Origin of the sequence: Paenibacillus sp. MABNR03 (assembly GCF_050455445.1) — a bacterium.
GTDB classification, from domain to species: domain Bacteria; phylum Bacillota; class Bacilli; order Paenibacillales; family Paenibacillaceae; genus Paenibacillus; species Paenibacillus xylanilyticus.
The window spans coordinates 838,473-853,707 of the sequence record NZ_JBCIYR010000003.1; the positions used below are offsets into that span (position 1 = coordinate 838,473).

The 15,235-nt window shown below is 45.6% G+C and carries 17 protein-coding genes and 1 other annotated feature; of the genes, 15 read left to right on the forward strand and 2 right to left on the reverse strand.

All coding sequences use genetic code 11. The annotated features are described in order from the left end of the window. Nucleotides 1-976: BclA C-terminal domain-containing protein (locus tag AAIH57_RS19030; RefSeq protein ID WP_430022642.1), on the forward strand; the 976-nt coding region annotated here is incomplete at its 5' end. 63 nt (nt 977-1,039) lie between these two features. Here AAIH57_RS19030 and serA read toward each other — a convergent pair. Then, nucleotides 1,040-2,635: a phosphoglycerate dehydrogenase gene (gene serA, locus AAIH57_RS19035; protein WP_175397820.1), complete on the reverse strand. Its 1,596-nt coding sequence runs from the start codon at nt 2,633-2,635 to the stop codon at nt 1,040-1,042. A 198-nt stretch (nt 2,636-2,833) separates the two neighbouring features. Continuing rightward, nucleotides 2,834-3,065: a binding site (T-box leader), on the reverse strand. A gap of 336 nt (nt 3,066-3,401) precedes the next feature. Here serA and AAIH57_RS19040 point away from each other — a divergent pair. Genes AAIH57_RS19040 through AAIH57_RS19050 form a run of 3 tightly spaced genes read left to right on the forward strand, consistent with a single transcriptional unit; the run spans nt 3,402 to nt 5,256 of the window. Further along, a complete protein-coding gene (locus AAIH57_RS19040) occupies nt 3,402-3,995 on the forward strand; it encodes a CPBP family intramembrane glutamic endopeptidase (RefSeq protein WP_430022643.1) in 594 nt (197 codons plus the stop codon). Continuing rightward, nucleotides 3,992-4,441, forward strand: coding sequence for a hypothetical protein (locus AAIH57_RS19045; protein ID WP_430022644.1), 450 nt, complete (start codon nt 3,992-3,994; stop codon nt 4,439-4,441). The genes AAIH57_RS19040 and AAIH57_RS19045 overlap by 4 nt, the downstream gene beginning before the upstream one ends. Nucleotides 4,442-4,494: 53 nt before the next feature. Next, a complete protein-coding gene (locus AAIH57_RS19050; protein WP_430022645.1) occupies nt 4,495-5,256 on the forward strand; it encodes a metallophosphoesterase in 762 nt (253 codons plus the stop codon). Between the two features lie 20 nt (nt 5,257-5,276). Here the strand turns inward: AAIH57_RS19050 and AAIH57_RS19055 are convergent, their stop codons facing one another. Then, nucleotides 5,277-6,152 (reverse strand): polysaccharide deacetylase family protein, encoded by an 876-nt coding sequence (locus AAIH57_RS19055; protein ID WP_430022646.1) that lies wholly within the window; start codon nt 6,150-6,152, stop codon nt 5,277-5,279. 93 nt (nt 6,153-6,245) lie between these two features. Here AAIH57_RS19055 and AAIH57_RS19060 point away from each other — a divergent pair, with 93 nt between their 5' ends. The 11 genes from AAIH57_RS19060 to der all read left to right on the forward strand — a co-directional run bounded on the left by AAIH57_RS19060 (nt 6,246) and on the right by der (nt 15,230). Further along, a complete protein-coding gene (locus tag AAIH57_RS19060; protein ID WP_175397825.1) occupies nt 6,246-6,599 on the forward strand; it encodes a hypothetical protein in 354 nt (117 codons plus the stop codon). Nucleotides 6,600-6,785: 186 nt separating this feature from the next. After that, a complete protein-coding gene (locus AAIH57_RS19065; protein WP_175397826.1) occupies nt 6,786-7,400 on the forward strand; it encodes a genetic competence negative regulator in 615 nt (204 codons plus the stop codon). A gap of 41 nt (nt 7,401-7,441) precedes the next feature. Beyond that, entirely contained in the window at nt 7,442-8,137 is a 696-nt protein-coding gene (gene prsW, locus AAIH57_RS19070) for a glutamic-type intramembrane protease PrsW (RefSeq protein ID WP_175397827.1), read from the forward strand. Nucleotides 8,138-8,254: 117 nt separating this feature from the next. After that, nucleotides 8,255-8,425 carry a hypothetical protein gene (locus AAIH57_RS19075; RefSeq protein ID WP_175397828.1) on the forward strand — a complete coding sequence of 57 codons (171 nt, stop codon included), beginning with the start codon at nt 8,255-8,257 and terminating at the stop codon, nt 8,423-8,425. Between the two features lie 108 nt (nt 8,426-8,533). Then, complete coding sequence (gene ypeB, locus AAIH57_RS19080) at nt 8,534-9,880, forward strand: germination protein YpeB (protein WP_175397829.1); 1,347 nt, start codon at nt 8,534-8,536, stop codon at nt 9,878-9,880. 144 nt (nt 9,881-10,024) lie between these two features. After that, a complete protein-coding gene (locus AAIH57_RS19085; protein WP_430022647.1) occupies nt 10,025-10,678 on the forward strand; it encodes a flagellar brake protein in 654 nt (217 codons plus the stop codon). Nucleotides 10,679-10,745: 67 nt separating this feature from the next. Continuing rightward, the gene (locus AAIH57_RS19090; RefSeq protein ID WP_175397831.1) at nt 10,746-10,970 is read left to right on the forward strand and encodes a hypothetical protein; all 225 of its coding nucleotides are present in this window, start codon (nt 10,746-10,748) and stop codon (nt 10,968-10,970) included. A 103-nt stretch (nt 10,971-11,073) separates the two neighbouring features. Continuing rightward, entirely contained in the window at nt 11,074-11,778 is a 705-nt protein-coding gene (gene cmk, locus AAIH57_RS19095; RefSeq protein ID WP_175397832.1) for a (d)CMP kinase, read from the forward strand. Further along, on the forward strand, nt 11,775-12,362 hold the full coding sequence (locus AAIH57_RS19100; protein ID WP_430022648.1) for a lysophospholipid acyltransferase family protein: 588 nt from the start codon (nt 11,775-11,777) through the stop codon (nt 12,360-12,362). Before cmk ends, AAIH57_RS19100 begins: the two co-directional genes overlap by 4 nt. Nucleotides 12,363-12,506: 144 nt before the next feature. Then, nucleotides 12,507-13,721 carry a 30S ribosomal protein S1 gene (gene rpsA, locus AAIH57_RS19105; protein WP_095292903.1) on the forward strand — a complete coding sequence of 405 codons (1,215 nt, stop codon included), beginning with the start codon at nt 12,507-12,509 and terminating at the stop codon, nt 13,719-13,721. 186 nt (nt 13,722-13,907) lie between these two features. Continuing rightward, entirely contained in the window at nt 13,908-15,230 is a 1,323-nt protein-coding gene (gene der / locus AAIH57_RS19110; protein WP_175397834.1) for a ribosome biogenesis GTPase Der, read from the forward strand. Nucleotides 15,231-15,235: the final 5 nt, after the last annotated feature.

A 15,235-nucleotide genomic window follows, 5' to 3' on the forward strand; every position in this document is an offset into this window, starting at 1 on the left:
AAGTACCGGAGTTACTGGCGCGACCGGAGTTACGGGAGACACAGGAACAACTGGCGTGACCGGAGAAACGGGGTTAACCGGAGCCACAGGAGTAGGTGTAACAGGAAGTACTGGGGTTACAGGAGCAACAGGCCTTACGGGAGCCACAGGTATAACTGGCGTAACGGGAGAAACGGGATTGACTGGAGCCACGGGAGTAGGTGTAACAGGAAGTACTGGGGTTACAGGAGCCACAGGTCTTACGGGAGGCACAGGAACAACTGGCGTAACGGGAGAAACGGGATTAACGGGAGCCACAGGAGTAGGTGTAACAGGAAGTACTGGGGTTACAGGAGCCACAGGCCTTACGGGAGCCACAGGTATAACTGGCGTGACCGGAGGAACGGGATTAACGGGAGCCACAGGAGTAGGTGTAACAGGAAGTACTGGGGTTACAGGAGCAACAGGCCTTACAGGAGCAACAGGCGTTTCAGGTGCAACAGGGGCAACTGGCATAACAGGCGAGACGGGGGTTACGGGAGCCACAGGTGTTGGTACAACCGGAATTACCGGTGCAACAGGCGTGACAGGAACCTCTTTAACTGAGACTTCTGCTTATGCAGAGAATACTAATGGAACCATTCTTGTTATTTTGGGTGGAACATCGGTAGCCCTCCCTACAAATCAGAATTTAGGAACAGGTATTACAGTAAATGGAGCCAACAATACGTTCACACTTGCTACGGCCGGTCGTTATTATATTAGCTACAAAATAAATCTTACAGCTGCGCTCGCCATTCAATCCCGCATATTGCTTAATGGAGCTGTCGTTCCACCTAGTGTAATTTCACCATTACTTTCACTTAGCCAGCTAGCGGCCGATTTTATAATAACCGTTCCGGCGGGATCGACCATTCAGCTTCAATTGTTTGGATTAGTTGCAACTGCTGTGCTGTCACCTCCGGGTGCAACACTAAACATTATTCGATTAAGCTAAGTTTAAAAAAAGAGACGAACCCTTTGGGATCGTCTCTTTTGACTATCTTTGCAAGATGAGTAACTATTCAAGTACAATTTCAACAGCTGTATTAAGCTCAGGCAGAGCAGTGAGCTGGACAAGAACATCTTTCGGAACGGCTTTGTCCACAGTCAGAATCATGATCGCCGCACCACCAATAATTTTCCGTCCCACTTGCATGGATGCGATGTTGACATCATTTTGTCCAAGCAGGGTACCTACACGCCCGATAATTCCTGGCTTATCATTATGGGAGATCAGGATTTGATGGCTCTCCGGGGCGATATCTACCGGGAATTTGTCCAGGCGAACGATCCGTTCTCCATAACCTGCAAGCAATGTACCAGCGACACGGCGCTCCTCTGCATCCTGCGTTGTTACCAACGTTACTGTAATGAGATTGGTAAATCCTTTGGTTGCGGATGTTTGGCTTACAACCACATTTAGATCACGGGTTTTGGCCAGATGCATGGAGTTGACGATATTGGCTTCCCCACCCAGATGTCTGGCGAGAATACCCTTAACAATGTAACGGGTAAGAGGTGAAGTATCTACCTCAGAAAGATCACCTGCATAATCGATCCGAATCTCTTGTACTGCATTTTGTGTAATCTGTGCTGCAAAGCTACCCAGGGTTTCACCCAGTTTGAAGTACGGTTGCAATTTGTTCATAACGGTTGGAGCAACAGCGGGCATGTTCACCGCATTCTTGAACGGTTCATTCCGCAAAATGTGAAGCACTTGCTCTGATACATCAATCGCCACATTTTCCTGAGCTTCCACTGTGGATGCGCCAAGATGAGGTGTAACAATGATGCTCGGATGGTTCAGGAAAGGGTGATCCTGTGCTGGTGGCTCGCTTTCGAATACGTCAAATGCCGCACCTGCAACAATACCCTCATCGATCGCTTCGACAAGCGCCATTTCATCCACCACTCCACCACGAGCACAGTTGATAATGCGCATTCCTTTTTTCATGACTTCAAATTGCGCACGGGAGATCATGTGGCGGGTTTCTGGTGTCAATGGAGTGTGTACCGTCATGAAGTCGGCATTGCGAATGATATCATCCACGCTGGCCAGTTTAACCTGAAGCTTGTCAGCACGTTCTTGGGTGAGGAATGGATCATAAGCCAAAATGTCCATACCAAATGCCTTGGCACGTTTGGCTACCTCACTTCCGATCCGTCCCATGCCGAGCACGCCAAGGGTTTTGTTTCTCAACTCCACACCCAGGAAGGTTTTACGATCCCATGTACCCTGAATGGTTTTGGCGTATGCCTGTGGAATGTGACGTGCCAGCGCCATCATCATGGCAAATGTATGCTCACATGTGGTGATGGTGTTGCCATCAGGTGCATTAATAACGATGATACCGCGCTGAGTTGCAGCTTCCAGGTCAATGTTATCTACCCCAACTCCTGCACGGCCAATGACCTTAAGGTTTGTTCCGGCAGTCATAATACGATCTGTAACACGAGTCTGGCTTCGAACGAGAAGGGCGTCATAATCGCCAATGATAGCTACGAGCTCATCTTCACTAAGACCGGTATTCTTTTCAACAACAACATCATTTGCATCCACCAGCTGCTGGATACCCAAATCACTGATTGGGTCCGATACTAACACTTTGTACATGGTTTCTTCCTCCTTAGTATGTGTATCTATATCGTCAAGGTCTGACCTCAAGATAGAGGTGTTCCTTAAAACCAAGTCCATCCTTCCGCCCAACAACGCGGTGTCGCAGCAGAGGGTAGAGGTGTAATAATAGAGTGTTCCCACGTCATTCGCCTAAAAATAAATCAAAAAACTCTCAATCCACATACTGCTTGCGCAATAAGGGACGAGAGTTGTCGTGGTACCACCCTAATTCACTGCCGCTTCGCAACGACAGTCTTCACGGTCAATAAAGACCGAAGAGGATAACGGCTCTAAACCGATTGCACCTACTCCAATTTCAATGCAATAACTCAGGAACGCTCAAGATTCATTGCCTGCCACCGATTTACACCATCCATCGGCTCTCTGTAAGAACAAAGCAACATCTTTTTTCCATCATCGTGTTTAACGTGACTAATTTTTTCATAATGTATCATGGCTAACATGAGCATGTCAATAGGCATAAATGTTTTAATTCGAATCGAGTGAAACTCTTCCATATGTCTGTCTTTTGTTGGAGTAATACATGAATCATATTCGTAAAATAGTGAGATTTCGAAGTTGGAAACGCAATGCCAGACATCCTGTTGAAGCCCGCGAAATGCGGGTAACAATGGCTGGAAAACCGGGACTTGAGGCAGGTCTTGAACCAATTTGGTTTTTTGGCTATCATTTAGTATACTATCCGATTGGGCAGCCAAGTAGGTTATCCATCAAAAATATATCAAGAGGACAGACGCAGGCGATGAAAAAATCAAAGTTTTCCAAGTTCAAAATTCAGAAGGCTGAACCACAGCAGTTAACCGAGCGCTTGCTTCTGATCAATCTATATTTTACACAGGGTTTAACTCTGATCATTGGAGTTATATGGATTTTACTTCAGAAACGTAATCTGTTCGATGTTCTCGCATGGCCTGAAAATGTTCATTTTATCTGGTGGGGGCTTGGTCTTGCTGGCATTATGCTGGTCATGGACATGGTCCTGTCGTATGTCATTCCTCAGGAGAGTATGGATGACGGGGGAATTAACGAGATGTTATTCAGGTCTCGTCCCATCTGGCATATCGTGTGTATAGCAGCCCTTGTCGCTATTTGCGAAGAATTGTTGTTCCGGGGAGCCATTCAGCATGCAATTGGACCTTACTGGACCAGCATTTTGTTTGCCGTAATTCATATTCGCTATCTTCGCCACTGGATTCCTACAGGTTGGGTATTTGTTTCAAGCTATGGATTGGGTTGGATTTATTTGCAATCCGGCACATTGTGGGCGCCGATATTATGTCATTTTATTATTGATTTGGTGTCCGGATTAGCGATACGTTTTCGGAGGGGATCATGAACCAGCAATTAAGTAGAATGAAGACATATGGCAGTCAGCGTCACCGACACTCGGACAAAACAGAGACAACCGAGCGGACTAATGCATCCCAAGTAAACTTGGTTGCTGAACCGGCTGCTGCAGTGGAAGGGGCAGGTACAGCGTTGACTACGGTAACTGTACCAAGATCGCAGCGCAAGTCATACGCATCAACCCTGGAAAGCCCAGTGCTTCCCAGTCGTGCACCAGCACGTTCCAAATCACAGCAAAAAACGACGGATGAAACTGTCGCGGAAGCAGGTTCACTTCCCACTCGAACCGAGCTTCATCCTTCACGGCGGTTACGTTTAAGCAAAAGGTTTGTAAACTCGCTAATTGTTATTTTTGTTCTTCTTACGGTCAGCCTCGTTTGGTGGGGTATACAAGGGGCTCCGCCCCTAAACACTTTCCTTCCTTGGCCTTGGTGATGATGCTCTGGTTCAGCGCTGTTTTATTATTGATTGTGATGTTAGGGATTCATATGTGGCGTGAAGCGCATTTTCATCAGGTAGTTGAAGATGAGGTGGAGGTAAACGGTTTGCCCCATTCGTTTGATGGAAGTGCCATTTTGTTTGTATCAGACCTTCATAAGAGAAAGCTTAGACAGCGGGACCTTGAACCGTTAATGGATCAGGTGGATTGGGTTCTGATAGGTGGAGACGTCGCTGAAAAGGGGATATCCTGGTCTACCGTTAGACACAATATGAAACTGTTGACAGATATTGCTCCCACTTTTGCGGTTTACGGAAATCATGATAAAAGGGCGGGAACAGCTCATTTAACTCGAATTTTTCAGGAAACGGGTGTTGAACTTCTGCAAGACAAGGTGGTATCTCTGCATCAAGGGAATTCAAACATCAATCTTGCCGGAATGGATTATCGGTCCCGTCAACTTAGCAAGCTTCTTATGGATCAGGACATAAATAAATGCACGATTATATTAATTCACGATCCGCTACAGGCAAATCGCATTCAGGAATATGCTGATCTTGTTTTAAGTGGGCATACACACGGGGGACAACTGGTCATCCCATTCCTTGGACCGCTTTTTCTTCATAAGGCATACCGGGATGTGTCGCACGGTTGGTATACCTTCAAGCGGGGTGACGGTCTTCCTGATGGTAAACTGCTGGTCAGCAGAGGTTACGGAACGAATCACCTGCCGTTCAGACTATGTTGCCCGGCTGAAATGCACAAGATTACTTTAAAATCGGCAAAACTAAACAGCCTTGATCATGATTGATCGAGGCTGTTTTTTATGTCTTATCGAGCTTCAAGCTCTATTGAACGAGGGTCTACAAATGAATAACCCTTTTTCTCCAATTTCGTTAACAATTCATCCAGTGCGTCTACAGTCCAGGGAAGCTCATGCATCAATATGTTACTCCCTGGATTCAACTGGTCAAGCACATTTTGAATCACTTTTTCCGGTTTGTTCTTTGTGCTTTTGTCCCAATCCAGTGAACCGTTGGACCAAGTCATGTATAACATGCCGTTTTTTTGAACTGCAGCTTTCAGAGCGTCATTGCCGGAACCAAAGGGAGGTCGGAAAAATTCCGGCTCGACACCAATGGTATCTTTAATGATGTCTTGAACATCCGTTACCTGCTTGGCGGCTTGTGTAGTGGACATTTTTTTGAGATCTTCATGGTCCCACGCGTGATTCCCTATAATTTGACCCCGCTCATGAATGATCTTTAACAACTCAGGGTGACTTTCGACACGATATCCATTGACGAAAAATATGGCCTTGGCATTATGTTTGTCCAGCGTATCGATTAATCCATTGATCATTTCTTCTTCCTTTGGACCATCATCAAATGTAAGCAAGACAACCTTCTTTTCACCATGTTCATCATTTGGCTTAATGTAATAATTCTCATTCATATGATACGTTTTCGTAATTTTTTGTTCTTGCTTATCCTCAGTTGGTTCCTTGTCTTTTGTAAGTTCAGGGTTGTCTTGAGCTGTGGGCTGATCAGTCTCCGCCGTCTCGGAGGAATCATTCAGACCACTTTGTACAGTGGAGGCGGGTTCATTTTCTGGAGTTGTTTTTTCAGCAGAAGTATCTTCTTGCACTCCACACGCAGACAGCAGTAGGCTGGCGGCAATAATGATTGCTGCAGTAGTTCTAAACATAAATTCAACTCACTTTCCTGTATTTATGCGGAATGAGATGTCGTGCTTCCGCAAACACTAGTTGTGATCTTAACATAAGAGGAGGTTGGTGTAATGAAGGCGTCATCCTTTTTCTGGGGGATAGTAGTTGGCGTTGCTGCCAGCTCATATCTGTCCAAAGGCAAAATACCCATGCTGTCTTCTCTGTCGTCAGGCAACGTAATGGGTCAGGCCAAGCACAAGATGATGGAAATGACGTTTCCTGGCATGGATGGATTCAGCCCCAAGAATAATGAACATGGTGAATCCCACAAAAGTACAGTGAAGAAAACGGCAAGAGCGATCACCCCGCAGGAAAAAGAAGAGAACATGAACATGCTCAAAGATTTTATTCGCACCAATCCTGATGTTAAACATGAAGTTGAGCAGATTTTGACTCAAACAAACACAACAGTACCGGGTTTATAAACCAAAACTACTGAATAGAATCAACCACAGTCTTGTATGATGTGGCTTGATTCTTTTTTTGTCGATTTTACTTCGTGCATTTGCAGGTATAAAATGATAACATAACTACATAGATTTATTTTCAGCACATATTGTTTTGTGCTTCATAATCTGTTATAAGACTTGCTTATAAAGGGGAGATCCTGTATGAAAATAGAACGATTAAGTCACGATAAGATACGGATTTTCCTGACCTTTGACGATCTGAGCGAGCGCGGAATACAAAAAGAAGATATGTGGCAGGAAATACCTAAAGTTCATGAACTGTTCACTGAAATGATGGATCAGGCATATTCCGAACTTGGGTTCGATGCTACAGGTCCACTTGCTGTCGAAGTATTCGCACTTCCCGCTCAAGGAATGGTTGTCATTGTTACCCGTGGGAAATATGATCCGCAACAATATGGTTCGGGCAATGAGGATGATCTGCCTGAAGAAGTATACGAGATGGAAGTTACGTTAGAGCAAAGCGATTCCATCGTATATGCCTTTAAGGATTTCGAAGTATTAATCGAGGCTGCACATATGCTGCGTCAACACGTGACAAATGCCGGAAGACTTTATTCCTACAAAGACAAATGGTTCCTGCATCTGGAGCCGGATGAGGTCGATTCCACCAAACACGCTGCGTTAATAGCGCTGCTTGCTGAATTTGGTGAAGGTTCTTCGGTTACGCCTGCGGTTATGGAAGAGTACGGTAAGGTTATTATTCCTGAACAGGCAATTGATGTGATCTGCACCCACTTCAAACGTCAGGATTAAGTTCAGATGTAAACGCGTCTTAGCCAGAGGAGGGAATTTCGGTGCTTTTGTTTTCGGTTTTAGCGGCAGCAGTAGCTCCGGGTCTCGCCTTGTTAACATATTTTTATCTGAAAGATCGTTATGATTCCGAGCCGCTTCACATGGTGTTGAGAGTGTTTGTCATGGGTATTCTGATGGTGTTGCCTGTGATGATCATCCAGCGAGGTATGATGATATGGCTCGGAGATAATCCCTATGTTGAATCTATTCTCATCTCTGGTGGGGTTGAGGAATTCATTAAATGGTTTGTGTTATATCATATCATTTATAATCACACGGAGTTTGATGAGCCCTATGACGGTATACTCTATGCAGTTGCCGTTTCACTTGGGTTTGCCACGGTAGAGAATGTTTTGTATGCCTTTGCGGGGAATGCATCCGTCTCAGCCATGTTTGTCCGTGCATTGCTCCCTGTGTCAGGACACGCCATGTTTGCCGTAATTATGGGGTATTACATGGGGCGGGCCAAATTTACGGATGGCAGGAAGAAACGATGGTTTCTTATGATGTCCTTAGTGCTTCCGTTTTTCTGGCATGCGCTGTACGATGTCATCATGAACACCATGGCAAACTACTGGCTGTGGTTCATTGCGCCGCTAATGGCGGGCTTGTGGTATGGAGCCATAGGCAAAATTACGCGGGCTAACAACCGCTCTCCTTTTCGATTTGTGAAACGGGAGGAAGAGATTAAATTATAGAAATACGGACACACTGGTGGACATGGAGCGCATACTGCGCCTGATGCCCCGGTGTGTTTTTTTTTGTTCTGGAATAAAAATCCCTGGGGAATGACCAACAGAAACGGGGACAGCGTAATGAGAATTAAAATTAAAATTAGATGCAAACAGTGCGGAGAGCGTTTTACGCTGCGTGGTAAAAAAGAAAGAGGTCGGATTGAGACCGGGTTTAAGCAGTGCCTGTGCGATAATCGGGATCAATTTGAGATTGAGGAAGACGGCGTTACGTCCTGGATTCAGATGAACTAATAGCCACGTGAAGAGTCAAACATTGTGCCGGCTGGAAAACCGATGCATAAGAGGACTTTCTTCGATCCACAATATAGATAGTGGTTTAGATGAAAGGAGACTCTACCGATGTATAAACGTTTAAGTTCAGTCATGTTTCCGATATTTGCAGTACTGCTGATCGGTGCCCTTGTTTGGGGATACCAAGAGAACCAGGAGAAAAATGCGATTTTGATCAAAGCGGAGAATCAGTACCAACGTGCCTTCCATGACCTGTCTTTTCACATGGACAAATTGCATTCCGAAATCGGCAATACACTGGCAGTGAACTCCACTTCCCAGGGAATGCATCGTAAAGGTCTGATGAATGTGTGGCGGCTCACGAGTGAAGCGCAAAATGAAATTAACCAACTGCCTCTCACCATGCTGCCTTTCAATGAAACAGAGGATTTTCTTTCCCGAATTTCAAACTTCGCTTATCAGGCATCCATGCGTGATTTGACCAACGAACCACTCAGTGAGAAAGAGATGGGCAACCTGAAAAAGCTGTACCAGAACTCCTCGGAGATCACGAAAAATCTTCAGGACGTTCAGCAAAAAGTGCTTTCAGACCGCTTGCGCTGGATGGATGCCGAAACGGCTATGGCGACTGAAGAAGAAACGATGGATAACACCATTGTCGATGGGTTTCGCACTGTGAACAAAAAGGTACAGGAGTACCCTGAGCTCGACTGGGGTCCTTCAGTATCCAACATTTATGCAAAACGTTCAGTCAAAAAGCTCGATGGAATCCCAATGACAAAAGAGCAGATTCAGAGCAAAGCTGCGAAATTCTCGAATGCAGACAGCAACAAGATTCAAGTGCAGGAGAATGGTAAGGGCACAGACTGGGAGTCTTATACTGCGACAATTAATCAAGCCAAAGACAGCAAATTGATGATGGATTTTACACGCAATGGGGGAATGTTGATTTCCTACAGCGATACACGTCCAATCGGAACGAAAAAGGTTTCGCGTCAAGAAGCTATGGCCAAGGCTGATCAATTCCTTGTCAATAAAGGCTACAAGGATATGAAGGCGGTAAACTACGACGAGTACGGTAATTTGGGTAACCTGACGTATGTGCGCAAACAAGGAGATACCCTGATCTATCCTGAGAAAATGACCGTTCGAGTTGGGCTGGACACAGGAGATGTTACAGGTTTTCAGGCGAGTGACTACGTTTATGAGCATCAAAAACAGCGGAAGATTCCGAAAGCCGCTCTTACTGAAGCTCAGGCTCGCAAAAAGCTAAATCCCGAATTTGAAGAGAACTATGCCCGTAAATCGCTGATTGAGAATGATTACAGCAAGGAAGTGCTGTGTTATGAATTCGGTGGACGCATCAATGGTACGAAATACCGAATTTACATCAATGCGGATACAGGCGTCGAGGAAGCCGTTGAGGAAATTAAACCAGTAAATGCGACTTCGTAATATCAAGCCAAGGCAGTTTCCATCGTATTACCGCGGAACAGACCACGTTGTGGTCTGTTTTTTTTGTTATCCGCTATGAGAAAGGTCATGGTATAATAGTCCCTGTACATACGATGATTAATAGCTAAGGTGGCGGTGAAGAACTTGTATCCGAAAATTAATGAAATTTTGCACATACAGATTGCCTCAGCAGATGAGAAAGAAGAGAGCAAGGAATACAAATCCCGTATTGCGGACTTGGATGAACACAGTTTCTTGATTGAAGTCCCCATGCTGCAGGGGAGCAGTCGTTTAAAAAGATTGTATTTCGGAGAAGAACTGTCCATCTATTATATGACTGACGATGGAGTCAGACATTATTTCAATACGTACGTGACCGGATTCGAGGAAGACGTTGTAAGACTTGTACGCATACGAAAACCGCTTCCTGACGATATTTCTAAAATACAGCGACGCAGCTTCCTGCGTGTTCATGCAAATCTTGAATTAGCCATTCAAGCAGAGGATCTGACCCGTGCCGTGGCAATGACTGAAGATATCGGCGGTGGGGGATTGTCCATTTACGGGGAACCAAAATTAACGGTCGCGGAGGGGCAAAAGTTGAATTGCTGGCTGCTCATTCCCTATCGAAATTCCACCATCGAACATGTGGCTTTCGAGGCTGAAGTCGTTCGCATCCAGAAACTGGAGTCGGGCAGGCAGATATGCATGTTGAAGTTTGTACAGATTACCGATTCGGAACGTCAAAAAATTATCAAGTTCTGCTTTGAACGGCAGCTGGACTATCGTGCAAAATAAGTGTCCCTATTTTGAATAAAAAGGAAATTTGCCGGGAAACGTAATGGGAAAAACGGAGGTACTTGTGATGAATCACCGCCATTTATCCCGAAGATATGATCGTCTCTACTATGTCTTATCAGTACGGATGGAGAGAAAGCTCCTCAAACTCATCTCTGTCTTGATCTTGCTGTTGGTGGTGTATCAAATTCTGCTCCAGGTCCCCTATTTCAAAAAAAATGTGACCTACATTGACCGAATGGAAGGAACACCGATTCAGCCAGAGTCTTCAACGGAAAGGGAACAACGCTGATTTGGCTGTTTTTGCATCCATGTGTAGAGTGTGGTATAATTTTCACGATGCAGGCAATGCCTGTTTTTTTATTGAGGCTTATCGTTTGAGGAGGAATGCCCCGTTGGCAAGCCAGAACACATCAGAGAACGGGAAGATGAACGTTGCAATTGACGGACCTGCTGGTGCCGGGAAAAGCACGGTGGCCCGATTGGTTGCAGAGGCGCTCGAGTATATTTACGTCGATACTGGCGCAATGTACCGTGCGGTAACCCTGCACATGATTCGGAAAGGGATTTCGCCGGATAATGTAACAGAGGTACTTCAAGAAGCCCACAAACTGGTCATTGATTTACAACCGGACCCGGGCGGACAGAAAGTGTTCTGTAACGGGGAAGATGTAACCTCGGAAATCCGCTCCCGTGAAGTTACGGGGATCGTGTCCCGATATGCGCAAATCGAGGGGCTGCGTTCGCAATTAGTGGATACTCAGCGGCAAATGGCTTTGCGCAAGGGCGTCGTCATGGATGGACGCGATATCGGAACGACAGTATTGCCCGATGCGGAAGTGAAAATCTTCATGACTGCCAGTGTGGAAGAGCGTGCACTTCGCCGCTTCAAAGAACTGGACCCCTCTGAAGGACTGACGTTGAAGCAACTAGAGCGAGACATCGCCACGCGTGACAAATTGGATGAAGAGCGGGAAATATCCCCACTTCGCTGTGCTGAGGACGCAACTGTTCTTGATACAACCAATATGAGCATTCATGAAGTGGTTGACAAAATCGTATCTTATTGCACAATGGTCAGAGGAGAGGTTGGTCTATGATTTACACATTTTGCAGCACAGTACTGCGGATCATTTACACCATTCTTTTCCGCCTGGAGGCAGTTGGCCGGGAGAACATCCCACAAGAGGGCGGCGTACTTTTATGTTCCAATCATATTAGTAACTTTGATCCTCCAACGGTAGGTATTAAAATTCGCCGTCAGGTACGCTTCATGGCCAAAAGTGAATTGTTTGATGTTCCGGTACTTGGCAAAATCATTAAGGCAGTAGGCGCGTTTCCCGTTAAACGAGGAGGCGTTAGCAAGGAATCCATCAAAACTTCACTGAACATTTTGCGTAATGGTGAAGTGCTTGGCATTTTCCCGTCCGGGAGCCGGCACAATGATGGAGGCATCGGCAAAAAAGGTGCAGCGAGCTTCGCTCTTCGGAGTGGTGCCACCGTTATCCCTACTGCTATTATCGGCAACTACAAGCTTTTTCGTAAGATGAAAGTTGTGTATGGAGCACCGGTGAACTTGGACGAGTTTAAGGAAGATCCTTCTGGAGATGCATTGGAAAGAGCGACTGAAAAGATTATGTCCAAGATTAATGAAATGGTGGAAACGGGCGTACCGAGCAAGTAATTGTTTTTCGCCCAGATTCTGAATGCATGTTTCCATTTTTTTGAGGGAAACTAATCCATGCCATTCAGCGATGAAAGTGTTTTGAACTCTGCTACAGGCAGGTTTGAATATAATGGGGTTTTTGAATTGAGGAGGGTATTTGACATGTCGGAAGAAATGAAAAATCAAGAAGCAACCCAAGATGAGTTGGATCAATTCGTTTCCTTGAAAAAAGGAGATACCGTAAAAGGAACCATCGTCAAATTGGAAGATAACCAAGCCTATGTGAGCATTGGATATAAATATGACGGTGTAATTCCAATTCGCGAACTGTCCTCTTTGCATGTAGACAGCGCGTCTGATGCAGTTGAAGTTGGACAAGAAGTTGAAGCTAAAGTACTTAGCATCGACGACGAGAAAGAAAAACTCGTTCTGTCCAAACGTGCGATCGACAGCGAAAACGCTTGGGATCAATTGCAAAAGCATTTTGAAGACCAAGACGTGTTCGAAGTTGTTGTTGCTGACGTAGTCAAAGGCGGTCTGGTAGCAGACGTGGGCGTACGCGGATTCATCCCGGCTTCCATGGTTGAGCGCCATTTCGTTGAAGATTTCAGCGACTACAAAGGACGCACACTGCGCGTTAAAGTGAAAGAGATCGATCGTGAGAACAACAAAGTGATCCTTTCCCAAAAAGACGTACTGGAGCAAGAATTCGAAGCAAACAAAGCTGAGGTTATGGCTGGTCTGCAAGAAGGTCAAGTCATCGAAGGTACTGTTCAACGTTTGACTCAATTTGGTGCATTCGTTGATGTGGGCGGAGTTGACGGTCTGGTTCACGTATCCGAGCTTGCTTGGACTCATGTGGACAAACCATCTGACGTTCTTTCCGAAGGCGACAAAGTTAGTGTGAAAGTGCTGAAAGTTGACCCTGAAAAAGGTAAAATCAGCCTGAGCATGAAAGCTGTTCAACCAGGACCATGGGAAACAGCTGGCGAGAAATTCAACACTAGCGATATCGTAACAGGTGTTGTTAAACGTCTGGTTGATTTCGGTGCATTTGTTGAAATCGCTCCTGGTGTTGAGGGACTTGTGCATATCTCGCAAATTTCCCACAAACACATCGGCACTCCACACGAAGTGTTGAAAGAAGGTCAGGAAGTTCAAGTTAAGATTCTCGACATGAACCCTGCTGAACAACGTGTAAGCCTGAGCATCAAGGAAACAGAAGAAGCTCCAGCCCAAGCGCCAAAAGCTGAAAGACCTGCTAGAAACAACGCTCCGCGTGAAGAAATCAACAACCCGAACGTTTCCTTGAGCAATCAAGGTATGAGTATCACACTCGGAGAACGTTTCGGTGACAAACTTAGCAAATTCAAATAAGTTATTCATGCATGGTTCTTAGTTATATACTGCATATTTTGCTGAACAATAAAAGCAAGATCGGCGAGCCCCAGGCGGGTTCGCCGATTGTTGTTATTGTGAGCATTCTTGGCATGAAACGTTAGCCAAGACATGTGTTTTTTGCTATGATGAGTAACGTAAGTATGGACAGGAGGAGTGGAATGTATGGCAAGACCCGTTGTGGCAATTGTCGGGCGACCGAACGTGGGTAAATCCACTATTTTCAATCGGATTATCGGCGACAGACTGGCCATTGTGGAAGACAAGCCGGGCATAACCCGTGACCGGATCTATGGAATCGGTGAATGGAACGGCAAACCATTCAGTATTATCGATACAGGTGGTATCGAAATCGACGGCGAGGACGTCATTCTTAAATCAATCCGGATGCAGGCAGAGCTCGCTATTGAAGAAGCGGATGTTATTGTATTCATGTGTGATGCAAAAGCAGGGATTACACAATCTGATGAAGAAGTCGCAGAGATGTTGTACCGCTCAGGCAAGCCCATTGTTGTAGCCGTTAACAAAGTGGATAATATTGGGCGTAGTGAGCTCATTTACGAGTTTTATGGATTTGGATTTGGCGATCCTATCGGTGTATCCGGAAGTCATGGTACAGGTGTAGGCGATCTGCTGGATGCAATCGTTGAGAAACTGCCTGAACTTGAAGAAGAGACATACGATGATGATGTGATCCGTGTTGCTCTGATCGGACGACCGAATGTTGGTAAATCTTCACTCGTGAACGCGATCTTGGGTGAGGAACGTGTTATCGTCAGTGATGTAGCCGGCACAACACGTGACGCCATCGATACCCCGTTTGAAAAAGACGGACAACGTTACGTGCTGATTGATACAGCAGGTATGCGTAAACGCGGTAAAGTGTATGAAACTACCGAAAAATACAGCGTTATGCGTGCCATGCGAGCGATTGAACGTGCGGATGTCGTTCTGGTTGTCATTAACGGTGAAGAAGGCATCATTGAGCAGGACAAGCATATTGCAGGTTATGCATTTGAAGCCGGTAAAGCTTCCCTGTTCGTAGTGAACAAATGGGACGTTGTGGATAAAACGGATAAAACGATGAACGAGTTTGAGAAGAAAATTCGGGATCATTTCCTGTTTATGACTTATGCTCCTGTAGTCTTTTTGTCAGCCAAGACAAAACAACGCTTACAAAAATTGCTTCCTGTGGTAACGCGAGTTGCGCAGCAGCATGCCATGCGCGTTCAGACACATTTGCTTAATGATGTTGTATCTGATGCTGTTGCAATTAATCCGCCGCCTACGGACAAAGGACGTAGAATGCGTATCAACTATGTGACACAGGTAGCCGTAAAACCACCGACCATGGTTATTTTTGTGAACGATCCAGAATTGATGCACTTCTCTTACGAACGTTATCTGGAGAATAAAATCCGTGGAGCGTTTGATTTCGAAGGTACGCCAATTCGCATATTTACTCGGAGGAAGTCCGACGAAGGTTAGGGGAG